The sequence below is a fragment of the Cognataquiflexum nitidum genome (assembly GCF_022538055.1).
GTDB classification, from domain to species: Bacteria; Bacteroidota; Bacteroidia; order Cytophagales; family Cyclobacteriaceae; genus Cognataquiflexum; species Cognataquiflexum nitidum.
The window spans coordinates 41,656-64,302 of sequence record NZ_JAKZAM010000017.1 but is presented as its reverse complement, the minus strand read 5'-3'; the positions used below and the strand labels follow the sequence as shown (position 1 = coordinate 64,302).

The following is a 22,647-nucleotide window of genomic DNA, read 5'->3' as shown; positions in this document are numbered from 1 at the left end:
TTAAACAAGAATTTGGTCAAATAGAAAGAATTCTACGCTTTTAGAATTATACACCTATGAAAGAAATGGTCATCAATGGGGTCAAAGTCCGCCCCGGTCAATCGATGAATATTGACATTGCCATAGCAAGGCTCCCCACCCATACTTTGATCGATCTTCCGATTTTTATCAACCGTGCAAAAGATGACGGGCCTGTCGTCTTGATTTCGGGTGGAGTCCACGGGGATGAGATCAATGGAATTGTAGCCGTAAGGAGAATGTTGGAAGAAAATCTTATTTCGCTTTTGAAAGGGACCGTTATTTTCATGCCTTTGGTGAATGTCTATGGTTTTTTGAGCAATTCCAGGACTTTCCCCGATGGAAGAGACCTCAATAGAAGCTTTCCTGGAAATAAAAAAGGTTCTTTGGCTTCCCAAATTGCATTCATTCTGTCCAATGAAATCATCCCTTTGATTGATTATGGTATTGATTTTCATACCGGAGGCAGGATGCTTTCTAACTATCCGCAGATCAGAGTGGATTATAAGGATAAAAAAGGGTTGGAGCTTGCCACAGCTTTTGGGACACATTACATTTTGAATTCTCCCCATATAGACAAATCATTTAGAAAAGAGGCCTATAAGCGCCGTAAGCACATTTTGGTTTATGAGGGAGGAGAGTCTATGCGACTGGATGATTATGCCGTGGAGGAGGCACTTTTGGGAACACAAAGGATGTTGATCCATTTGGGTATGATCGAAGGGGATGTAGCGTCAAAGGCTACCATTATGATTTCCGAAAGCTCTTGGGTCAGGGCAAAAGTCTCAGGAATTTTTACTTCTACGGTAAGTCTGGGCGATGAAGTCAAAAAAGGTCAGATCCTGGCCAAAATCACAGATCCCTATGGACAGGTCAAAGTTCCCGTCAAAGCAATTCACAATGGACATGTAGTTGGACTCAATAATAATCCTGTCGTCAACTCAGGCGATGCTCTGGTCCACGTGGGTAGAGTTTGAAAAAAGTGTTTAAAAAAGAAAAAGCCTACATGCAGGTTAAACCCGATTGTAGGCTTTTTTATGTATTGGATTATACGGTTGAAACGAAATTAGGTAAGAAAAACTTACCCTCTGTTATGATTAAGGGTGTTCTTTGATCAAGTGGGCGGGTATCTCCCTGGTCAAAGAGAACCCCCTCAAATTCACCTACTGATCCTTCTGTCGTAAATTGAGTGATTTTGAATGAACAATCATCAAACGCTCCCGGGTTGGAACTCTGTAACAATGTCGCTCCAAACTCTTTTCCATTTTCATCAAAATAGACTAAAGCTATAGACGGAGACAATGTGCCGTTTACCGAGATGGGATTTTGCATAATGTATCTTAACCCCAATTGAATCTGTTCGGTATTGCGGAAAGACATTATTACAGCATTTTTACTCGCCACATCTCCAGACACCATGTTAAAAAGAGCGACTCTAAGGTTACCACGTTCAAGGAATGTGACACCTGCATCGTTGTTAGCCTTGAATTCTTTCAGAACACCATTTACTTTGAAGCTGTAATAATAATCCGGCCTTGGTTCTTCTTTTTCACAGGAGGAAAATGAAAACAAGGCAATTAATAATAGAAGGGACAAGCCAATATTTTTCATAATAAGATTGTGTTTTTTTGGAATAACGGAAATTCTTAACGAGAGGATATTTTGCAAGCCACAAAAATAGAGTAAAAATTAAATTTATGTTACCTATTTGATTTTGGATTGGATTTTTAACATTCATTAAAACCTTTTAGCGATGTATGCTTCTTTGCAAGTGGGCCATTTATTACTGTTGCCGGGTAGAAACACCAAAATTTTAGACATTAGAATATCCTGCTGTCAGTTATTTCAAATTTTGTTTTTCTTGCATCCTTGCAGACATTCATTTACCTATTTTGAAAAAATAAGCCACTCCAGATTGCTGAAGTGGCTTATTTTCATTTTTTCTAATATTTATTGTTAGCTGAAGTATTTTTTAAGGCCTTCGATTTTTCTTTCAAGGGAAGCTTCTACCGCTTTGTATGCTTCCTTGTTGGGAAGAGGTTCATTCACAGAGAAGTAATATTTGATCTTTGGTTCGGTTCCGGAAGGTCTTGCAGAAATCTTGCTTCCATCAGCCAAATAGAATTGGATGACATTTGATTTGTCCATTTTTAGAGCAGATTCAGTGCCCTTGACAATGTCATACACTTTGCTCTCCTTGACATCCACTACTTTCACTACTTTGATACCATTCATTTCTGTAGGTCTGTTGGTTCTGAAACCTGCCATCAGCTGTTGGATCTGTTCCGCTCCATCCTTGCCTTTTTTGGTCACAGAGATCAGGGATTCCTTGTAGAAGCCAAATTGGGTGTAAACCTCAGCCAAGACGTTTTGGACAGTTTTACCTTGGGATTTGTAGTAAGCGACTATCTCAGAAACCATCGCACAGGCAGAAACTCCGTCTTTGTCCCTCACAAAATCGCCGACGAGATAGCCATAGCTTTCTTCGCCACCACCGATAAACTGTTTTTTACCCTCCAGATTTCGGATGATTTCTGCGATGTTTTTGAATCCTGTCAGTACTGAAAAGCAGGTGACGCCAAAACCTTTACAAATCTCATCGATGAGTTCTGTGGTCACGATGGTATTTACCATAAATTGGTTTCCGTCAAGCTTTCCGAGTTCTTTCCATTTGCTCAAAAGGTAGTAGGTTAATAATGCACCTGTTTGGTTTCCATTTAACAGATCATAACCTCCTCTGCCATCAGGAACACAGGCTGCATACCGGTCCCCATCAGGATCGCAAGCCAAAACAAGTTCTGCTCCCGTTTTTTTACCTAGTTCTATCGCCATTGTCAGTGCTTCGGCTTCCTCGGGATTTGGGTAAATAACCGTAGGGAAAGTTCCGTCTGGCTGTTCCTGTTCTTTGACGACATGGACATTTTCAAATCCAAAAGCCTTCAGCGCTGCAGGCACCATTTTGCCGGAGGCACCATGGATGGGGGAGAAGACTATTGGCATGTTTTTCTGAGCTTGGATTTCAGTTTTGGAGAGGCTTAGTTTTTTGACAAGGTCCAAATAGATTTTATCGAAGTCCTCCTCAATGTATTCAATGAGGCTGTCATTTTTATTCCAGTTGACAGCATCCATAGAGGTGATCTTCATGACTTCATGGATGATGTTTTTATCATGTGGAGCCACTACCTGTCCGCCATCATCCCAATATGCTTTATAGCCGTTATATTCTTTGGGATTGTGTGATGCAGTGACCATGACACCGCTTTTGCATCCAAAATGCCTGATAGCAAAGGAAAGCATTGGTGTGGGCCGCATTTCTCTGAAATATTTGACTTTGATACCATTGGCTGTAAATACATTCGCAGTCGTTTCTGCAAAAAGCGTGTTGTTGATACGGCAGTCATGCGTAATGGCCACTTTGATATCTTCACCGGGAAAGCATTTTAAAAGGTAATTTGCCAATCCCTGGGTAGCCATGGCAACAGTATAGACATTCATCCTGTTGGAACCTACGCCCATTAAACCTCTCAAACCACCTGTGCCAAACTCAAGGTCTCTATAAAAAGAATCAATCAGTTCTGTTTTGTCAGCTGCATCGAGCAGGGACTGTATTTCTTTTTTGCTCTTTTCGTCAATGTTACTGTTTAGCCAGCTGTTTGCTTTGGCCAAAATCATTGGATCTAATGTTGTCATCTGTGAAAAATTTTGATTGGATTTCTAATTTAAATATTTCAATAAAATAACCTGCATTCCTCATGGAAAATGTAGAAATAATGTAGGAATGGGTTTTGTAATTTCATTTTCTTCACCACCTTCTACCCCTTACTTTCCTCCTCTTACCTAACTTTGATCACCTTCCTACTTCCCAACTTCCTAACCTTCCTACTTCCCTCTCATCCTACAAATTTCCCCTCAATTCCTGCTCTCTTTCAATCGCCTCAAACAAAGCCTTGAAATTTCCTTTGCCAAAAGATTTGGCTCCTTTTCTTTGGATGATTTCGTAGAAGAGAGTAGGACGGTCCTGTACAGGCTTGGTGAAAATCTGCAAAAGATAGCCTTCTTCATCACGATCAACCAGGATATTGAGGTCTTTCAAAGGCTGAAGGTCTTCTTCAATTTTCCCGACTCTATCCAATAAATCCTCATAATATGAAGCCGGAACTTCCAAAAACTCAACGCCTCTTCTTCGCAATTCGGAGACGGTATGGATAATGTCATCCGTGGCAATTGCCATGTGCTGCACCCCCGGTCCTTTGTAAAAGTCGAGGTATTCTTCAATCTGGGATTTCTTTTTGCCTTCGGCAGGTTCATTGATGGGGAATTTGATGAATCCGTTGCCGTTGGAGACTACTTTTGACATCAATGCTGAATATTCAGTGGAAATGTCCTTGTCATCAAAGGTGATCAGAAGCTTGAAACCCATCACATTTTCGTAGAAATCCACCCACTTGTTCATTTCGCCCCAACCGACATTACCTACACAATGGTCAATGTATTTCAATCCAATCGGTTTTGCTTGATATTCACTTTTCCTCGGCTTATAACCCGGTAAAAAGACACCTCTATAATTTTTCCTTTCAACAAACGTGTGGATTGTCTCGCCATAGGTTTTAATGGAGGCGGTGACCACTTCTCCAAACTCGTCTTTGCTAACTTTTGGTTCTTCATGAGGAATAGCTCCCCGCATTACGGTTTCGATAAAGGATTGTGCTGCATCATCTACCCATAGTGCCAATACTTTGACACCGTCTCCATGTTTTTTGATATGATCTGCAATGGGGTGGTTTTCCTTCAAAGGCGTGGTAAGAACTAGCCTGATTTTGTCCTGCTTCAAGACATATGACGCACGGTCTCTGATCCCTGTCTCCGGCCCTGCATAGGCAATAAGTTCATAGCCAAAAGCATACTGGTAAAAAAAGGAAGATTGCTTTGCATTGCCGACGTACAGTTCCACATAATCTGTCCCGTTGAGGGGAAGAAAATCCTGTTTCATTTTCTAAGGTTTTTGGGTTTAATATTTCTTGGTTCAAATATAGGGAAATGGAGAGGAATTAGGGTAGTATTCAATGGTCAGTTTTCAGTTTTCAGATGGCAGTGTGTGTATCGGTATACAGTTAACAAGGTTCAGTTGTGGTTGAAGAGTCTAAATAAATTAGCATATCCATGATTGACCGTCGACCGTTTACGGATTTGTTTTCCTATCTTCCAATCTTCCAACCTCCCTACTCCTGCCCATTCCTGTTTGCCAATAGGTATACAACTCCTAAAAATGCCCAAGAAAACGACCATTCCACAAGGCCTAATTTGGGGAGTCCAAAGACCAAAAACCCATACCATAATGGAATCATCACCAGACCGATCACAAACTTGAAGGTGGCATAAAAGACCAAATCTTGGATTTTTGGCCGGATCCAAAGCCAAATCCAATAAATTGGAAAATGAAGTACTTTCATGACTTTATTGGAAAAATAAGGTTTGGAATAGGGCTTTTCAGGTGTTTTTTGGGGTTTGTTTGACAGGAACTCTTTGACATCATCGGGTTTGGTGAGGTCAATTCTGCTTTTTATCAGGTCATCAAGGTTTTTTTGATAGTCAGCTTCCGGGATGGTGCTGACCAAAGGTTCCAAAGACTTGAAAGTTTCCACCATCAAAGGTTCAAAAAGCGGAATGTATTCTCTTGGACTGATTGGTGCTCCAAATGTCAAACTGACCTTGCTGCCGGAGAAGCGGTGATTGCTGTAATTGATACCCACAGGAAGGATGACCAAATCAAGGTCAGGTTCCCTTTCCAAAGCTTGGTATGCGATCCGTGCAAATCCTTTTTTGAGAGGCCTCAGGTTTCTTTGGTTGCTGTGGTTGCCTTCCGCAAAAATCACAATGCTTCCCTTTTCCAAAAGTATATTGACACTTTTTTCAAAGGTTTCATTGTTTTTTTCCATGTTGTTGATTCCGTCCCTCACCCTGTAGATGGGGATCATTCTAATAAAATCAAGCAACTTGGCCACAAATGATTTTTTGAATACAGAGGCCCTTGTCAAGAAGTGAGGCTTTAAATTGGTATGTGTCGCGATGAGTATCGGGTCAATCAAAGCATTTTGGTGGTTGGATACGATCAACACAGCCTTGCCTTTTGGGATATTATCTGCGCCATGAACTTTAATTTTGGAAAAGTAGACATGCAGAGCCAATTTGACAATAAGCCTTAAAATTGCGTTGAAAAGGTTTTTCATGAATCTGATTTTTCGTGGCTATCCTTTTTGGGTGACCCATCGCGGATTTGTTTCTTTTATTCTTTTCCAATAAAGTGAAAGACTCATTCCCGAAATGATGTGCCATATGCCCCACCAAGCTGCAATGATAGCCATTCCTCCCAATCCTTCAAAATAGGTGAAAATCAATACCAAGGCCAAACCGGAATTTTGGATTCCTGTTTCAATTGTAAGTGTTTTGGTATCAGCCAAGCTCAGTTTTCCGATTTTTGCAAGGGAATAACCCGAAAACAAAGCGACGAAATTATGTCCCAACACCCAAAGAAAAATCAACCCGATGAACTTCAAAAACAGGTTGTAATTACCGACAAAGGCAATCACCACAAATGCTGCAAAAATGAGGATACTGACAGGTTTGAGGATTTTGGTGGCTTTGGCAGCCCAATTTGGAAATCGGTTGTTGACCATCATCCCCAAGACCAAGGGAATACCCAAAATCAGAGCCACAGTCTGAAACACATCTGTGTAAGAAAGTGATATCTCCTGAAGCAAATCAGCCGTTGGTCCATAGAATCCTGACCAAAGTGCAAAATTGAAAGGGGTAATAAATATTGAAAAACCTGTGGAAAAAGCTGTCAATGAAACAGATAATGCCGTATTTCCCTTAGCCAGGTGGGTAAGGAAATTTGAAACATTCCCTCCCGGACAGGCTGCTACCAAAAACATCCCCAAAGCTACCGAAGGCGGGGGACTTATCAGGTATACCAACATTAGGGTCATCAAAGGCAAGAAAAAAAACTGGGAAAAAATCCCGAGCCAAAAAGCTTTTGGGTTTTTGGCGATGTACTTGAAGTCTGTAAGTCTCAGGTCCAGCGCAACCCCAAACATGATGATCGCCAGTGACATATTGAGCAGGAAAAGAGAATCCTGATTGAAGTTTAATGTACTGCTATCAAGGGCTTCGACCATATATTTGCTTTGAGTTTATCCAAGAAAGATACTGATTATTGTTTTCAATCCGAACATAGCCTTTGGGGATTAAAGTGAATTTGTTTTGGGTAAATATATTTTTTCAATTGCTAATTATTGGTTGGGTTATAGTTCAAATTAATTTCTGTGGGTGGACAGATATCGAAGACCTGAGTAATCCATAAAATTAATAGGAACTACTGCCCGAAATCACAGTAGATTTTTCTCCATTCCACTACTCGATAAATATCAATAGCATCAATGATATTTCTCATGTTTTCAGGAATTGATTTTCGCTAGCTTCACATTCTCTAGAAATAAAATATGGGGTCTAAGAACGTTAGGAAATTAAAAGGAAAAAAACAGAGGGCAATTTACCTGCACCATTTGGTCAGGGACATCGAAGCCCTCGAACTGATGATACAGCGCGACATGTTTGAGAAATCTCCGATTCGTATCGGTGCCGAGCAGGAGTTTTGTATCGTGGATTCTGAGTTTTTGCCCCATAGTAAATCACTTCAAGTCCTAGAAGAAATAAATGACAGGCATTTTACTACCGAAATAGGAAACTACAACCTTGAAATCAACTCAGACCCCATTCCGCTTGGTAGGGACTGTTTTTCGGTTCTTCACCGAGATCTAGATGATTTGATGGGAAAAGCCAAATCCGCTGCCCAAAAATTCGGATCCAGAATTATCATCACAGGAATATTGCCCACCATTGCGTCCAAGCACACGACTTTGGAAAGTATGACTGCTGTAGACCGCTATTTTGTATTGAATGAAGCAGCAAAAGAATACCGGGGTCAGGACTTCAGTATCCATATCAAGGGAGTAGATGAAGTCACTATGCTCCACGATTCAGTAATGTTGGAGGGATGCAATACGAGTTTTCAGATGCACCTGCAGTTGGATCCTGAGGAGTTTGTAGAGATGTTTAATTGGTCTCAGGCCATCACAGGTCCTGTATTGGCGGCCTGCAGCAATTCTCCTTTGCTTTTTGGAAAAGAGCTTTGGAGTGAAACAAGGATTGCCCTTTTTACCCAAAGTGTCGATGTCAGGACCAATTCCTTTTTCCTCAACGAAAACCAACCTAGAGTAAGTTTTGAAAGCAAATGGCAGACAGGTACCATTTCGGATGTGTTCAAAGATAACATTGCTCGATTTCGCAGCATTCTTACAGCAGACTTTGAATCGGATAGTGTGGATTTGGTCGAAAAAGGAGAAATCCCTTTACTTAAAGCACTTTGTCTTCATAACGGAACAGTCTATCGGTGGAACCGCGCCTGCTTTGGAGTCGGAGATGGAAAGCCTCACCTCAGGATCGAATGCCGATACCTCCCTTCGGGTCCGACGGTCATTGATCAGATTGCCAATATGGCTTTTTGGGTGGGGCTGATGAAAGGCAGACCTGAGAAATACAAGGAGCTCCACCTGATGATGGATTTCAAAGAAGTGAAATCCAATTTCTTAGCCGCGGCAAGGTATGGGATGGCGGTACAGTTTCATTGGGAGGGAAAATTGTATTCTGCACAAAAATTGTTATCAGAAGTATTCCTTCCCATAGCAAGGGATGGTTTGACAAAAGTCGGAATTTCTGAAGGAGATATTGAGAAGTACCTTTCTGTCATCCAAAACAGAATCAATACCCATAACGGATCAGAATGGATAACCAAAAGCTACAGGAATCTCCTTATTACCAAAAAACCCGATGCTGCCGTGCAGGTGTTGACCGCAAACTTGTACCTCAACCAGGAAAGTAAAAAGCCGGTGTCTGAATGGGAAGTTCTTCCACCTGAAGCGATGTCGCAGTTTAACATCACCAAAAAAGTCCACCATGTCATGAGTACAGACATATTTTCGGTGGAGGAAAAAGATTCGATCGAATTGGTCGCCCATATGATGAAATGGAAAAATATCCACCACATGCCCGTCATCAAAGGCGACAAGGAACTCCTCGGGATTTTGTCTTGGGTTGATGTCCAGCTTCTTTTTGAAAATGGAAATGCTACACAAGCCACAGTCAAATCACTGATGAAAACCGAATTGATCACCATCGGACAGGACAGTACTGTCGATGAAGCCAAAGAATTGATGGACCGGCACAAGATACATGCATTGCCTGTGGTGCGAGAAAACAAACTAATTGGGATTTTGACTTCAAATGACCTATGATTGATGCCCAAACTTCACCCTCCAAAATTGACATGCCTGTCAGTCGGGTAATCCAAAAATTGAAAGGGGAAATACCCGGTCCGACCGTATTGTTTTTTGCAGGAATTCACGGCAACGAACCTGCCGGAGTCACGGCATTAGAGCGGGTTTTGGCAGACCTTTCTACACGTCAAGATATTCTAAGGGGATCAATTTATGCCCTCAGGGGTAATCTGAAGGCACTTTCTGAAGGCAAAAGATTTTTGGACATTGACCTCAACAGACTTTGGACCAAGACAAACATCAAAATGGTCGCAAATAAGAAAGTCCTTTTGGAAGAGGAAAAGGAGCTTCTCGAACTTTTGGATTTGCTCAAGGAAATCACCAAAACAGAAAAAGGGCCTTTTTATTTTATCGATTACCACACGACTTCAAGTAAGACACTTCCTTTTATTACTATCAATGATTCATTGATAAACAGGAAGTTTGTGAGGCAATTTCCTGTGCCTGTAGTACTTGGAATCGAAGAGTATCTCGAAGGGCCAATGCTCAGCTATATCAATCAATTGGGATATGTTGCGATCGGTTTTGAATCTGGGCAGCACCTGGATCCTGAGGCTGTCAAAAACAGTATCGCTTTTACCTATTTGGCATTGGTTGAGACTGGTTCCATAGGCAAACTTGACATTGAAGACTATGGCAAATTCAAAGACCAATTGCAGAAAGCAGCATCTTCAGTCAGGGATATTTTTGAGGTGGTATACCTGCATAGAATCATAGGAATGGATGTATTTAAGATGCTGCCGGGATTTGAGAGTTTTCAAAAAATCAATAAAGGAACCCAATTGGCCACCAACAATGCGGAGACAGTGTATTCGACATATGGTGGCAGGCTGTTTATGCCACTTTACCAAAATCAAGGGAGTGATGGATTTTTTATCATTCGCAAGATTCCGATCTGGGCGTTAAGGCTATCCGCTTTTTTAAGGAAAATCAAAATAGACAACCTCTTTACTTTACTCCACGGAGTGAAGTGGGAACATCGGGACAAGGAAATTCTGCTTGTTGACCTCAAAATAGCCAAATTTATGGCCAAGCCACTTTTTCATTTGCTTGGATATCGAGTCAGGCATTTGGATGTGCAATACCTCAGGCTCTACAATCGTGAAAAAACTTCCAAAAAGAAAATGTATATGAATGAGGGGTGGTGGTAGTTTTTTGTCTGAAATTGAGGATTCGTTAAAAATTGGAGATTTTTATTTTGATATTAATTGATATTGGATATTAATGGATATTGAGGATTTGTTGAAGTTTAGAGGTTTATTGTTGACTGATATTTATTGATACTGGATATTATTGGATATTGGGGATTCGAGAATGTTTCAAGGTTTATTTTTATTTGATATTTATTGATTCTGGATATTTATAGATATTGTCTGTCAGGCCATGCCTTTTTGGATTTTAATTCAGCGCCAGAATTCCAAATAACCAAATAACCAAAAACCCAATAACCAACCCTTCGATAAGCTCAGGGACCTGGTACCAATTTATTCCCATCAAAAGGAACAATTCCTTAATTTCATGTTGTTCACTCCAAAAACCGAAGCCATGTTTGAATACAATCCAGAAAAGCACTATCCAAAGCAAACCGAAAGCCGTGTCGTCATCAGGTTTCAGGATTGCGACCCGCTGCAGCACCTTAACAATGCAAAATACTTTGACTACTTTTTCAATGCGCGGGAAGATCAGGTTCCGAAGCTTTATGGTGTCGAAGTGATCGATTTTATCCGAAAGTATAAATCAGCTTGGGTGGTATATAACCACAACATCTCCTATGTCCGTCCAGCCAAAGTGGGAGAGTGGATCCGTATCATGAGCCGTCTGCTTTGGTATAACCACAACACCATCGTCGTCGAATACTACATGACCGATGATGCACAAAAGGAGCTCAAAACTGTCCTTTGGACCACAATGCGCTATGTAACTGTCAAAGAAGGCGCATCGACCGACCACGAGGGAGCAGTTTTAGAATTTCTCAAAGCCACTTCCGAAAACCTTGATATCAGCAATATGACGATTTCCGAAAGGGTCAAAATCATCAAATCAGAATTGTAAAAGCCTATCTATACGCTTTTCTTGACCGATGTAGAACGGAACCTGTACAAAATCGTACAGGTTTTTTTATTTGATTTTTGCCAAAAGAATTTTCTAAAAATTTTTCAAAATTAAATTTGGTTAATATTTCAATCCTCATGCAACCTTTGGCAAAGTGGTAAACTTAGTTTTTTGCTAAAATCTGTTTCGAAACAGGACACTATGATGTCCAATTGTATCAGGATAATACAGTTTTTAGCTTTCAACGCCTTCCTCACAATCGATTGAATGTTAAATTTTTAACGTTTGGGTTAAAATTATTTAACCTGAAAACTGGCGCGGTCACTACCAAAATAAAATTGGAACAGAAGATGGATAAGGGATCATACCAACTTATAAACAACCACACAAAATGAAAAAATTATTCACACTCGCATTAGCCGCCACACTAGGTGTAGCCAGCATTGCAAACGCATCAAATGACGGAATCGAAGAATTGTCTTCAGTACGTTCCAAGGACAAAAAAGTAGCCATCTCTCTAAAAGAAGGTTTAGGCAAAGTCAAACTCGAAGTCCTAGACAGTGAAGGCCACAAGCTTCACCAGCAATATGTGAAGGTAAAAGAAGACATGCAGGTTCCTTATGACCTTTCACAGCTTCCGGCTGGAGAATATCAAATCTCCATCGAAAGCAATATCAAAGAACCAAGTGCTGAGAAGATGATCTACACCGTCGAAACCAAAGAGGCACCTACACCGCTTCCTTTGATGGCCTACGGCAAAAGCATTGATGAAAACTCCTTCAGATTGGCAGTGATCGGATTGGAGGAGCCCGGAACAAAAGTTGAAATTTTAGACCAAAACGGAAGATCCATTTTTACTGAAAAAATCGACCAAGCCGAAGCTTTTACCAAAGTCTATCACTTAAAAAACCTGAATAATAAAGATGTGTCACTGAAGGTCACTGATGCAACCGGAAGAACAAAAACCCTTTTCTTGTAAACTTAACCACTATTGAAGACCAAAGCCCTGGAGTTTATTCTTCAGGGCTTTTTTTCGTTATAATTCTATTTTAGAATTACCTATTAATATTTATAAGGGTTCCGCCTATTTCATCGCGGAGTTTAAGATAGACTTGAACTTCATCTGCAAATATTTTCCAATCTTGGACGATATCATTTATTTCATCAATGATGACTGAAGCATTTTTGCAGTGGATGGAATTTCCTATAGTCATCAGATCCTCTCTTTTGATATTTTTTCGTTTGCCATTGATGCTTAGGGTATGTTGGCTTACCCAATCGCTTCCCGGCCGGAATGCATGGCAAAGATCATATGCAGGAGCCAATTCCCATTTTCCTCCCTGTCGCAACAAAAACGAAAAATTCTTGGTATGGTCATCACAATTCCGAGCTATAACATTGAATACCATCCTCCTAAACATCTGTTCTGCATCTGCATAACTCAACTTAAGCTCCCTCATACATTGGAATAGTTGTTCGTAACTGAAGCTGCCTACCTGATTATAATCAAAATGCTTCAGTGCACAAAAAGTTTGTACATGGTGCTTCACCCCTCCATCCTCCCGGTCAAATCGCTTGGTCATAAAATGTGCCCTCCCATTTTCTTCCAAAAGCCTACAAGGCATCATTACGATCCCACAGGCTTTTGCCATATGGTAGTAAGCCATTTCCACCCTTCCAAAACCATGACTTGAACCAAGCTGTACATCACTGACACCATCAAGTTTGATCAGCCAATGACCAAATCCTTTTGGTGCTGTCGTTTGGCCTGATTTAACCTCTCCTGTATTTTCATTCCAAGCTATTAACGCCTTTGGTCTGGCACCACCGGCGGAAGTGCCTATTTTGAGAATCTCTGTAAGTGCCTGCTCTTCATCTTTGTGGAGATCGGTGAAAAATGTCTCCTTCTGATTCAGTATATTTTTGGCTGTGTCAACTAGGCTGTCGATTTCAATAGAGAAAACACGTTTGGTCTCTTTGAGTACTACAGGTTCAAATTCTAATGCGCCCATGCCCCGGGTTCCTATGAAACAGAGCATTTCTACAGGATTCATGCTATCCATAGGACGGCCTTGCTGAGCTAGCCATAAGTTGATTAGTTGGTTACCATATCTGTCGGGCAACGCATCTGCCAATAGTCCCGGTAATCCCTTGAATGTGTTATATTCTGGATTTTTTCCTCCACGGAGGTCAGGAAATGAAAATTTACTTTGAATTATTCCAACAGGCATTTTTAATGGAGACAAATCCCAACCAAGTTGCCTGAATTTAGGCTCAAATTCAAATATTGCATAACCGGCTTTTCCATCCCAAGCGACAGCTCCAACAGATTTCCCCCAAATAGAAACACTAGCTACCTCCATGTCTTACCAATCGATTTGTTCCTCTTTTTTTTCAGTTCCCTTGGATTTCAGCCTAACCCGCTGCCGATTGACTTTTTGTTTTTTAACCAAGTCCAACGGACTTATTGTCTCTTTTATTTCAAATGAATCCATGATGTCCAACCTGTCAAGCATCCGCAATACCTGGATTAGGGTGGCGACCGTGACCGTTTCTCCCCGCTCCAAAAGACTCAAAGTCGAGCGGCTGATGCCGGATTCCAAGGCCAAAGTATCCTGTGTTTTATTTTGTTCCACACGGTGATGCCTCACAAAAGTACCGATTTGCTCTGTTAAAGCTTGATCGCTCATAGAAAACCAATTTTTGGATGATTCGTCAGTCATTATATAGTAATTTAGTATTTTATGAATGGAATACAATACAAATTTAAACATTTTTTTATTAAATATTATAAGAATGAATATTCATTCATTAAGTCTTATTTATATATATAGTGAATTATTTTTCATGCAATAAAAATTAATTTGAAATTAGATAAGCATGAGTCTAATAAACTAAATCGCGTGGGGAGTCAACCAAATTCAGAAAAATCGACCAAGCCGAAGCTTTTACCAAAGTCTATCACTTAAAAAACCTGAATACCAATGAAGTGTCATTGAAAGTCACTGACGCGACCGGAAGAACAAAAACCCTTTTCTTGTAAACTTAACCACTATTGAAGACCAAAGCCCTGGAGTTAATTCTTCAGGCTTTTTTTTTATCAAAATCTGCTATTTCGCCAGCAAGATGAATTCTGTTTGGTTTATTGATTTTTATGGGATTTGGTTTGAACAAGGATTCTTCAATTGGGAGAAAGAAGGGCTTTTCCATTTCTTTATTCTTTATCCGTTAATTCTCGGTATAATAATTCAATCAGACTCAAATCTGGTTCTAACCTCATCCAACGGGTTCTTTCCTGCTGCACAGGCATCCACCTGTAGAACCAAGAAACTCCCCATTTTTGATAATACTGATTTTCTTGGAGGTAAACAGTGTCTAGTAGAGCGGTTTCCAGACTAATGAAGTTGTGGTTTTCCTCTTTTAACTTCCGGACGATTTCACCAAGGTATTTGGAGTTCAAAGCATTATCATGACAAAGAAAGATTTGGTTCACTTTTCTTCCATATTTTTCTAAAGAAAGGGAATCAAAAAAATGGAAATAATCTATGGTTTTGGAAACATATAACTCACCGATTTCCTTTGCCTTTTCCGGTTCAGAATGTGAAAGATAATACTCATAGATATAATTGAACATCCAATCAGAACTTTCCACTGTGAAAGGAGTGCTGATGTACTTTTTTTCCTTTAGAAAGCTGTGAATCAAAATTTGTTGGACGGAATCTTTCCCTAAATCATTGAATGGGAAGCGAAAATATTGAAGTGGTTTATTGTATTTGCCTGAGAGCTCCCGGCTGATGAATTCACCTTTTTCAACATCTGCCTTGAATGGTTCAAACCCCACATCTGAATACCTGGCATGGCTAAACGTGTGGTTACCAAGAGTAACAAAATCCTTTTTTGCCCAATCAACCAAGAGTTTAAAATTTCTGGCAATTGAATCAGTTTTATAGAGCAATCCTTCATTGATAAAAATTGCAACCGGAATATTGAATGAATCCAGATTATCGAGTAATTGAGATTGAAAATTATCCGTTTCAAACTGCCGGGTGTTTGGTACATCATCTATCGTTATTGCCACATTCGTTTGACTATTGGCAGAAAGCGCTCCAAAGAAAAAGTAGGTCAGTAAGCAGAGAAGCCATTTGAATGTAGGTTTTCTTTTCATTTTTTTAAAGAAACATTGGAGCCCCAAAGAGACTTATGATTTCAAAATGACCTTTCTATTTGGCTGATTTCAGATAAGATTCCGGGGTCATTATGGATAAAGTGCTTGATTTATAATCTTTAATATTTCTGGTAATGATGACTTTGATTTCTTTTTCATTTTTGGCTGAGAAATTCTGAAGCGCATCCTCAAAATCTTTGAATTCAGAGTTAAGTGCCTCAATGACAGTATTTTTGTTGGTTGTGGTGACATCGATGATGTTCATCAGCATTTTTAGATTTTCAATCACCTTTTCATGGTTTGCTGTTTTCCTCAATAAATAATAGACATTGCTCAACATGATGGAAGTAACAAAACCTTTGACTTCTCCTTTTTCACATAAACTCAAAAGTATTGATGCTTCTTCTGAAAATGGTTTTCTGTCAAAAAAGAAATCGAGGATAACATCTGTATCTATTAAAACCGTATCCATTACAAATATTTTTCAGATAGGCGGTCTGTTAATTCTTTCTTATAATCGAAATTTTCCGGCATTTTAAATGATCCTTTCAAAGATTTGACAATCGGAGTCAATTCATTTTTAGGTAAAGGTTCTTCATTGGTCAAGGCTTTCAGGTAGTTTTCAATCAAATCCGAGAGACTCCTTTCCTTCATTTGGGCGTACTTTTTGGCGTTTTCAATGACTGATTTCTCAATCGTCAGCGTCAGTTTCGTATTCATAGCTTTGAATTTAGATACCAATTTAGTAATAAAATTTACACGTGTCAATACTAAATTTTTTACACGTGTATTTTATTAAAAATGTTTCTTTAAACAAGGCTTCAAATAACCAATTAACCATTAACCAATTAACCATTAACCAATTAACCCTTAACCCGCTCACTTATACCTCCTCAATAAATTCTCAGTCATATTCTCTGACAATTCCACCAAGTCGATGTCCAATTCATTTTTATTGACCTCGAGAACTTGATTTTTCATTTGCTCGGGAAGTCGGTCGAAACCAAAATATGCTCCCAAAATTCCTCCTGCGATGGCAGCAGTGGTATCATTGTCCCTGCCATAGTTGACGAGGAAAATGAGTGTTTTCTCAAAATCAAAATCCGCAAAAATCATCGCTGTTAGGACCTGAAGGTGGATTTCTCCGGCATGGAAAGGCATGTCTTGCAGGTGTTGGTCGAGTTGCTCAAAGACAGGCTGCAGGTACTCGGGAGTCCAAGTTTGGGCTTTGGCAAACCTTTCCTCCTCAGTGGTGAACTTTGCTTCGTTGGTGGTTTTGGCCTCCTGCACGATCTGCAGGGCGGTCTGCAGGATCCTGTAGGAACTTCTTCCCACCAACCTTGCCCCATAATATTTCTCCGGATCGACTGACCTCAACACGTCGAGGACGTCGGCTTGGGTTGCCTCTTTTTTCATGGCAGCGGAGGTCATTGCAGCTGAAAGGGCTGTGATATCTTTCGCATAGCCGATATCAAACAATGCCAATTTGAAGGCTTCAGAATAGGCTTTTTCGGGGTTTTCAGGAAAAAACGCGCCGATCGCAGGTGCATAAAGCAATCCTGCACAGACCATTTCCCCTCCATAGAATGTACTGAGTCCGATCTGATAGCCGTTGAGGTCATTTTTGACATATGGGCGAGCGGCTTTTGCCCATTCCTGCAGCCAACCGACTTTGAGGGAATTTGCTTCAAATGGTTCGGCGGTTTCGCTTTCGATGGTTTTGTACTCAGCGAGATACCCGTCAAATTGTGCAAGGATATGAGAGGCGAACTGTTTTGGATCTAATGTTTTGGGGTTTTCACCTGCAAGGTATTCGAAGGCGAGTTTCTTCCATCTTGTGTCGTCGGTGGTACCGCCGGCGGGCAGGTTAGCCTTCCAAATCCCCTCGGGGGATACTTCCCTGACCATGGAGTCCAAGTCCTGTACAAAACCATATTCTGCGCTGATCATTTCCCGTGACCACATTTCCGTAGGTGCGCCCATGGCATCTCCGATCGCCGAACCCACGAGCATTCCCAATACTTTGTCTTTGAGCTCTTCGTCTGTAAGTGTCAGTGGCTTGATCTCCTCTTCCGGGATGTCGGTGTTGGTTTCAGGGCTTTTGCAGGAAATGGCAAGACCCAATAAGGCGAGCATCAGGCTTGTACTTATACTTTTTTTCATGGTTTTAGGATCAATGTTGCTGCTTCATCAGCCAAAGCGGATTTTTCTTCCAAGGTCAGTGCCAAGGGGAGTTGTGCCAATCCGATAAGTCTTCGGAGGATTTCTGTTCCGGTATATTGGTGGAGCAGTTTTTCATCAATAAGTGATTTAGAAGTATAATGGCTCACTATGTTTTGGATGGTTTCCGGGTTTGCTTTGGCCATTTTGAGATGGGCGATCAAAACTCCAAGGTCAAATTCGGCATCTCCCATAAAAGCAAATTCCGGATCGATCACCTTAAGGCCCGAGTCTACCCTGATCCAACTTCCGGGATAAAAATCCCCATGAAGCAGGTGTTTTCCTTTTTCAAGGTATCTTTTTCCTAAAGTTTTAACAGCATTTTTCAGCTTAAGGTCAGTTTTGAATTTCATGGACATGGCCTGCAATCCGGGCTGTATGCTGTCGAGGTCAAAACCATTGAACTCCATAAAAGGATAGAAGAAAATATGCTCATGGTTGAGCTTTTTCATATCCATGTTGTCTGAAAAATTTCGGATTTCTAATTTATGGAGGGAAAGAAGATATTCCGGTAGGGTGGCTATCTCATCCTCAGAAAGGTTGATTTTCTTGCTGTAAATGCCCATAAAGTCCGCGCCGATACCGAGGTCATCCATGGCAACGAGATGGTTTTTACTATCCCGAAGGATGATTTTTGGGGAAAATCCGGAAAGAAATTCATGTGAATTGATGATCCGATAGTAATCATCTTCGATAAAAATCCTGCCTAAAGGAGCCGGAATTGTTGGATATTTGACGACAAATGGACGGGATTGCTTGAGGATGAGGCTGCGGGTTTCGGTTTTCAGTCTCACGACCACATTCATATTTCCTTCTCCGGCCTTGCTGTATTCGAGGATTTGTTCATCGGGGAAGAGGAGGCCCGACTTTCTGAGGTACTTTTCTTGAAGGGGATTTAAAGGAATCTGTAAAATCATGAAAATATGTTTGGAACGAATTTAGAATATTACATTGATGGCAAAGACCATTTTTGATTTTTTTACATTTTTGTTTTCTCGATTAAAAGAACAATACTTCAAATTAATGATTCCAAATTTGATATAGTTTTTTAAATCAAATTTTCCTTTCCAAAATCACTAAAACACCGATCATCGGTCATCGGTCAATAAAACTAGATTTAAAAATTCAATCAATACTTTATGAACCAACCCATCAAATTATCCCTTTTATCCCTTGCTTTTTTACTGTTTATTGGTCAGGCATTGGCGCAGGAGCAAGTCGACCTCGAGATGATGCACCGCATCAAATCCGAAGGCATCAACAAATCCCAAATTCAGGACATTTCCTTCCACCTGACAGATTACCTAGGACCAAGGCTTTCAGGATCCACCAACTTACGAAATGCAAGGGCTTGGACTTCAGAGAAATTCCAAGAGTGGGGACTTTCCAATGTCAAAATCGATTCCTACGGGGAATTTGGCAGGGGATGGAATGTGAAGAAATCCTACATCGCGATGAAGTTGCCTTACTATGCCCAAGTGATCGGCTATCCAAAGGCATGGACAGATGGGACCAAAGGATTGGTGGAATCTGAGGTAACCTTACTTGAAATCAATTCAGATGCTGATTTTGCCAAATACAAAGGCAAGCTCAAAGGTAAAGTGGTGATGGCACCTGCGACGCTGACGCTCAATCCTGCTTTCGAAGCAGAAGCTAAAAGATGGACTGACCAGGAATTGGAAGACAGAAAGACCATCAATATCGGCGGTAATAATGCCCGCTATACTCCCGAAGTGTTGGCCCAGATGCGTGCACAGCGTGAATTGGACCAAAAACTTACCACTTTCCTCTTGGCTGAGGAAGTTGGGTTGAGGCTTACCGGGACAAGAGGAAGCTTCGGTACAGTATTCCATACTAGAGCAGGATCGTACAGCACAGATAAGAAACCTACCGTTCCAGAAATGGAAATTGCAGCAGAGCATTATGGCAGGATTTACAGGTTGTTGAAAAACGGAAAATCGGTCAGCATTGAAGCCGAAATCGAAGTGGAATGGTTGGACGATGATTACAAAGGCTACAATGTCTTGGCTGAAATCCCAGGAACTGACAAGAACCTCAAAGCCGAAATCGTGATGCTTGGTGCGCATATTGACAGTTGGCATGCCGGAACAGGCGCCAATGACAATGCCGCCGGAGTGGCTGTGATGATGGAGGCGATCAGAATTTTGAAAGCGCTGAATGTGCAACCAAAGCGAACTATCAGAATTGCGATTTGGGGAGAAGAAGAGCAGGGATTATTCGGCTCAAGGGGATATGTCCAAAAGTATGTAGCCGACAGAACATCTAAAGAGAAAAAGTCCGAATGGGATAAAATCTCCGCTTATTACAATTTAGATAACGGTTCAGGGAAAATCCGTGGTATCTACGTGGAGGGAAATGACATGGTGGTTCCGATTTTCGAGAAGTGGTTTGAGCCTTTCCATGAACTTGGTGCCAATACCATTACAAGGAGAAATACCGGTTCGACTGACCACGTTGCTTTTGAAGCGGTAGGTGTTCCGGGATTTCAGTTTATTCAAGATCCGATTGATTACGGCAAGGGATACCATACCAATATGGATTTGTATGAAAGGATGCAGATTGCAGACATGACGCAGGCGGCTGTCATCATTGCTGCCATGGTCTATAACACTGCTCAGCGGGACGAAAAACTGCCAAGAAAACCTTGGAATTGATTCTTTTTTACTACAGAGGGCGCAGAGGGCACAGAGAAAAAATAGGAGAATTCTTCTCTGTGGACTCGGGGCTCTCGGTGGTAGATCAATGCCGCAAAAGGCGCTAAGGTTCCGCTATGGTTTACCACATAGACAGATAGATCACATAGATGAGGTAGAATGACTTCGTTTTTGTTTTTATTGGTTTAAGCCCTGAAAGGGCGGGATAACAAAGGGATGGGTGCAGCCCATCCTCATAAGGGTGAGTAGAATTTGGTTAGCCCTGAAGGGGCGGAATCTCTTAGCATGTTTCGCCCTTTCAGGACTGGTTGGCTGCAATAAACAATAGAGAGATTCTCTAGGATACAGAAAAAAATAGGAGAATTCTTCTCTGTGGACTCGGGGCTCTCGGTGGTAGATCTATACCGCAATGGACGCAAAGGTTTACCACATAGACAGGTAGATCACCTAGATGATAGTATGGTAATCATTTTTTCTCTTTTTCTTTGGGTCTCTGCGTGAGATATTTTGTTGCTTAGCACGCTAGGTTTTACCACATAGACAGATAGATCACATAGATGATAGTATGGTAATCATTTTTTCTCTTTTTCTTTGGGTCTCTGCGTGAAATTCTATCTTCTTAAATACCGCCCCCAAAAAATCCCTTGGCAAGGTAAATTTTTGATTAATTTTAAACTTTGTTATATCCTTCTCATTTAAATTGTTGGATATATTTAAAAATTTTATCCTAAATAATCCAAGTAGTCAAAAAGGTTTTGCCCGGAAGTCGACTATGGACTGTGGACCATGGACAATTATCCGCAATCCTAGAGGCTATAAATTTATCTTACTTGTCTATTGCGGATAATCAAATCGTATAAACCCAAATTCTCATGTATTCAGTACCCCGAACGATTTTTACCGATGAGCACGACATGTTCCGTCAGTCGCTCCGAGATTTTATTGCCAAAGAAATTATACCCAACAATGCCCAATGGGAAAAAGACAAACAGGTGACCCGCGAGTCCTGGAAGAAATTGGGAGAAAACGGTTTTCTCTGTCTCCAAGCTCCCGAGCAATATGGAGGTTTGGAAATTCAGGATTTCAGATACAATGCTGTTTTCATAGAAGAATTGGGACTTTCGGGTTGCTCAGGTCCTGCGATCGGCTATCCGCTCCACAGCGATATCGTCTTTCCCTACATCCACCATTACGGAACCGAAGCCGCTAAATCCAAATATATCCCGGGCATGATCAGCGGAGATTTGATTTCTGCAATTGCCATGACCGAGCCGGGTGCAGGTTCTGACCTGCAGGCGATCCGAGCCACTGCGGAAGATAGGGGAGATCATTACCTGATCAATGGTTCCAAGACTTTCATCACCAATGGTTTTCTTTGTGACGTGGTGGTCGTGGCTGCCAAAACTGATCCGAGCAAAGGAGCAAAGGGAATCAGTCTTTTTATCGTGGATGGGGACATGGCAGGATTTTCCAAAGGTGTTCCTTTTGATAAAGTGGGTTTGCATGCTCAGGATACCTGTGAACTGTTTTTCGAAGATGTGAAAGTTCCAAAAGAAAACCTCCTCGGCAATGTCGGAGAAGGATTCAAATACCTGATGACGGAGTTGGCGCAGGAGCGATTGATCGTGGGGTTGGCGGCGATTGCCTTGGCAGAATCGACTTTTATCTCCACAGTGGACTATGTCAAAAACCGACCTGCATTTGGGAAAATGGTTTCTGATTTTCAGAACACCAGGTTCAAACTCGCTGAAATGGGAGCTAAACTCGAGCAGGGAAGGATCTACGCCGATCAGTTGGTCATGCTGCACAACCAAAAGAAAGTCGATGGTGCGATGGCTTCCTCAGCCAAATTTCTTCTTACCGAGCTGCAATGTACTGTCTCAGATGAATGCGTACAGCTGCATGGGGGATATGGGTATATGTGGGATTATTCAGTGGCAAGGGCTTTTGCTGATGCAAGGGTGCAGCGGATTTATGCCGGAACCAATGAGATTATGAAGGAGCTGATTGCAAGGAAGATTTTGCAATGAAAACAAAAAAGATTTGAGTTGGAGCCAATTTCTGTCAAAGGAAATTGGCTTTATTTTTTTCCAAAAATTAATCTTTTATATTTAGTACTCATATT

General features: G+C 41.1%; 19 protein-coding genes. 7 read left to right on the top strand and 12 right to left on the bottom strand.

Annotated features, from left to right (window positions below):
* Positions 1–56: 56 nt before the first annotated feature.
* Entirely contained in the window at positions 57–995 is a 939-nt protein-coding gene (locus tag MMU07_RS12770; protein WP_241126264.1) for a succinylglutamate desuccinylase/aspartoacylase family protein, read from the top strand.
* A gap of 70 nt (positions 996–1,065) precedes the next feature.
* Here MMU07_RS12770 and MMU07_RS12765 read toward each other — a convergent pair whose 3' ends face one another.
* The 5 genes from MMU07_RS12765 to MMU07_RS12745 all read right to left on the bottom strand — a co-directional run bounded on the left by MMU07_RS12765 (position 1,066) and on the right by MMU07_RS12745 (position 7,193).
* The gene (locus MMU07_RS12765; protein ID WP_241126263.1) at positions 1,066–1,629 is read right to left on the bottom strand and encodes a hypothetical protein; all 564 of its coding nucleotides are present in this window, start codon (positions 1,627–1,629) and stop codon (positions 1,066–1,068) included.
* A 345-nt stretch (positions 1,630–1,974) separates the two neighbouring features.
* Positions 1,975–3,708 carry a phospho-sugar mutase gene (locus tag MMU07_RS12760; RefSeq protein WP_241126262.1) on the bottom strand — a complete coding sequence of 578 codons (1,734 nt, stop codon included), beginning with the start codon at positions 3,706–3,708 and terminating at the stop codon, positions 1,975–1,977.
* 205 nt (positions 3,709–3,913) lie between these two features.
* Complete coding sequence (gene hppD / locus MMU07_RS12755; protein WP_241126261.1) at positions 3,914–5,008, bottom strand: 4-hydroxyphenylpyruvate dioxygenase; 1,095 nt, start codon at positions 5,006–5,008, stop codon at positions 3,914–3,916.
* A 229-nt stretch (positions 5,009–5,237) separates the two neighbouring features.
* Positions 5,238–6,245, bottom strand: coding sequence for a lysophospholipid acyltransferase family protein (locus MMU07_RS12750; protein ID WP_241126260.1), 1,008 nt, complete (start codon positions 6,243–6,245; stop codon positions 5,238–5,240).
* 18 nt (positions 6,246–6,263) lie between these two features.
* A complete protein-coding gene (locus MMU07_RS12745; RefSeq protein WP_241126259.1) occupies positions 6,264–7,193 on the bottom strand; it encodes a bile acid:sodium symporter family protein in 930 nt (309 codons plus the stop codon).
* Between the two features lie 324 nt (positions 7,194–7,517).
* Between MMU07_RS12745 and MMU07_RS12740 the strand changes: the two genes are divergently transcribed.
* The 4 genes from MMU07_RS12740 (at position 7,518) to MMU07_RS12725 (ending at position 12,441) form a co-directional block, all read left to right on the top strand.
* Positions 7,518–9,368 carry a glutamate-cysteine ligase family protein gene (locus tag MMU07_RS12740; protein WP_241126258.1) on the top strand — a complete coding sequence of 617 codons (1,851 nt, stop codon included), beginning with the start codon at positions 7,518–7,520 and terminating at the stop codon, positions 9,366–9,368.
* The gene (locus tag MMU07_RS12735) at positions 9,365–10,561 is read left to right on the top strand and encodes a succinylglutamate desuccinylase/aspartoacylase family protein (protein ID WP_241126257.1); all 1,197 of its coding nucleotides are present in this window, start codon (positions 9,365–9,367) and stop codon (positions 10,559–10,561) included. Before MMU07_RS12740 ends, MMU07_RS12735 begins: the two co-directional genes overlap by 4 nt.
* A gap of 394 nt (positions 10,562–10,955) precedes the next feature.
* A complete protein-coding gene (locus MMU07_RS12730; RefSeq protein WP_241126294.1) occupies positions 10,956–11,462 on the top strand; it encodes an acyl-CoA thioesterase in 507 nt (168 codons plus the stop codon).
* Positions 11,463–11,853: 391 nt separating this feature from the next.
* Positions 11,854–12,441, top strand: a complete 588-nt coding sequence (locus MMU07_RS12725; RefSeq protein WP_241126256.1) for a DUF3244 domain-containing protein — start codon at positions 11,854–11,856, stop codon at positions 12,439–12,441.
* 76 nt (positions 12,442–12,517) lie between these two features.
* Here MMU07_RS12725 and MMU07_RS12720 read toward each other — a convergent pair whose 3' ends face one another.
* The 7 genes from MMU07_RS12720 to MMU07_RS12690 all read right to left on the bottom strand — a co-directional run bounded on the left by MMU07_RS12720 (position 12,518) and on the right by MMU07_RS12690 (position 18,764).
* Positions 12,518–13,825 (bottom strand): type II toxin-antitoxin system HipA family toxin, encoded by a 1,308-nt coding sequence (locus MMU07_RS12720; protein ID WP_241126255.1) that lies wholly within the window; start codon positions 13,823–13,825, stop codon positions 12,518–12,520.
* A 3-nt stretch (positions 13,826–13,828) separates the two neighbouring features.
* Entirely contained in the window at positions 13,829–14,152 is a 324-nt protein-coding gene (locus tag MMU07_RS12715) for a helix-turn-helix domain-containing protein (RefSeq protein ID WP_241126254.1), read from the bottom strand.
* Between the two features lie 524 nt (positions 14,153–14,676).
* The gene (locus MMU07_RS12710; RefSeq protein WP_241126253.1) at positions 14,677–15,627 is read right to left on the bottom strand and encodes a polysaccharide deacetylase family protein; all 951 of its coding nucleotides are present in this window, start codon (positions 15,625–15,627) and stop codon (positions 14,677–14,679) included.
* Between the two features lie 55 nt (positions 15,628–15,682).
* On the bottom strand, positions 15,683–16,099 hold the full coding sequence (locus MMU07_RS12705; protein WP_241126252.1) for a type II toxin-antitoxin system VapC family toxin: 417 nt from the start codon (positions 16,097–16,099) through the stop codon (positions 15,683–15,685).
* Positions 16,099–16,347, bottom strand: coding sequence for a DUF6364 family protein (locus MMU07_RS12700; RefSeq protein ID WP_241126251.1), 249 nt, complete (start codon positions 16,345–16,347; stop codon positions 16,099–16,101). The genes MMU07_RS12705 and MMU07_RS12700 overlap by 1 nt, the downstream gene beginning before the upstream one ends.
* A 159-nt stretch (positions 16,348–16,506) precedes the next feature.
* Positions 16,507–17,790, bottom strand: a complete 1,284-nt coding sequence (locus MMU07_RS12695; protein ID WP_241126250.1) for an ADP-ribosylglycohydrolase family protein — start codon at positions 17,788–17,790, stop codon at positions 16,507–16,509.
* The gene (locus tag MMU07_RS12690; RefSeq protein WP_241126249.1) at positions 17,787–18,764 is read right to left on the bottom strand and encodes a phosphotransferase; all 978 of its coding nucleotides are present in this window, start codon (positions 18,762–18,764) and stop codon (positions 17,787–17,789) included. Before MMU07_RS12690 ends, MMU07_RS12695 begins: the two co-directional genes overlap by 4 nt.
* 222 nt (positions 18,765–18,986) lie before the next feature.
* On the opposite strand from MMU07_RS12690, the gene MMU07_RS12685 reads away from it, so the two are divergent.
* Positions 18,987–20,522: a M20/M25/M40 family metallo-hydrolase gene (locus tag MMU07_RS12685; protein ID WP_241126248.1), complete on the top strand. Its 1,536-nt coding sequence runs from the start codon at positions 18,987–18,989 to the stop codon at positions 20,520–20,522.
* 872 nt (positions 20,523–21,394) lie between these two features.
* Positions 21,395–22,552 (top strand): acyl-CoA dehydrogenase family protein, encoded by a 1,158-nt coding sequence (locus MMU07_RS12680; protein ID WP_241126247.1) that lies wholly within the window; start codon positions 21,395–21,397, stop codon positions 22,550–22,552.
* Positions 22,553–22,647: the final 95 nt, after the last annotated feature.

Bases quoted from the DNA above. Each gene is read 5' to 3' on its own strand.
- MMU07_RS12725 (WP_241126256.1), top strand. From the start codon at position 11,854: ATGAAAAAATTATTCACACTCGCATTAGCCGCCACACTAGGTGTAGCC.
- MMU07_RS12680 (WP_241126247.1), top strand. From the start codon at position 21,395: ATGTATTCAGTACCCCGAACGATTTTTACCGATGAGCACGACATGTTC.
- MMU07_RS12740 (WP_241126258.1), top strand. From the start codon at position 7,518: ATGGGGTCTAAGAACGTTAGGAAATTAAAAGGAAAAAAACAGAGGGCA.
- hppD (WP_241126261.1), bottom strand. From the start codon at position 5,008: ATGAAACAGGATTTTCTTCCCCTCAACGGGACAGATTATGTGGAACTG.
- MMU07_RS12715 (WP_241126254.1), bottom strand. From the start codon at position 14,152: ATGAGCGATCAAGCTTTAACAGAGCAAATCGGTACTTTTGTGAGGCAT.
- MMU07_RS12730 (WP_241126294.1), top strand. From the start codon at position 10,956: ATGTTTGAATACAATCCAGAAAAGCACTATCCAAAGCAAACCGAAAGC.
- MMU07_RS12700 (WP_241126251.1), bottom strand. From the start codon at position 16,347: ATGAATACGAAACTGACGCTGACGATTGAGAAATCAGTCATTGAAAAC.
- MMU07_RS12745 (WP_241126259.1), bottom strand. From the start codon at position 7,193: ATGGTCGAAGCCCTTGATAGCAGTACATTAAACTTCAATCAGGATTCT.
- MMU07_RS12760 (WP_241126262.1), bottom strand. From the start codon at position 3,708: ATGACAACATTAGATCCAATGATTTTGGCCAAAGCAAACAGCTGGCTA.
- MMU07_RS12765 (WP_241126263.1), bottom strand. From the start codon at position 1,629: ATGAAAAATATTGGCTTGTCCCTTCTATTATTAATTGCCTTGTTTTCA.
- MMU07_RS12770 (WP_241126264.1), top strand. From the start codon at position 57: ATGAAAGAAATGGTCATCAATGGGGTCAAAGTCCGCCCCGGTCAATCG.
- MMU07_RS12695 (WP_241126250.1), bottom strand. From the start codon at position 17,790: ATGAAAAAAAGTATAAGTACAAGCCTGATGCTCGCCTTATTGGGTCTT.
- MMU07_RS12735 (WP_241126257.1), top strand. From the start codon at position 9,365: ATGATTGATGCCCAAACTTCACCCTCCAAAATTGACATGCCTGTCAGT.
- MMU07_RS12720 (WP_241126255.1), bottom strand. From the start codon at position 13,825: ATGGAGGTAGCTAGTGTTTCTATTTGGGGGAAATCTGTTGGAGCTGTC.
- MMU07_RS12685 (WP_241126248.1), top strand. From the start codon at position 18,987: ATGAACCAACCCATCAAATTATCCCTTTTATCCCTTGCTTTTTTACTG.
- MMU07_RS12690 (WP_241126249.1), bottom strand. From the start codon at position 18,764: ATGATTTTACAGATTCCTTTAAATCCCCTTCAAGAAAAGTACCTCAGA.
- MMU07_RS12710 (WP_241126253.1), bottom strand. From the start codon at position 15,627: ATGAAAAGAAAACCTACATTCAAATGGCTTCTCTGCTTACTGACCTAC.
- MMU07_RS12705 (WP_241126252.1), bottom strand. From the start codon at position 16,099: ATGGATACGGTTTTAATAGATACAGATGTTATCCTCGATTTCTTTTTT.
- MMU07_RS12750 (WP_241126260.1), bottom strand. From the start codon at position 6,245: ATGAAAAACCTTTTCAACGCAATTTTAAGGCTTATTGTCAAATTGGCT.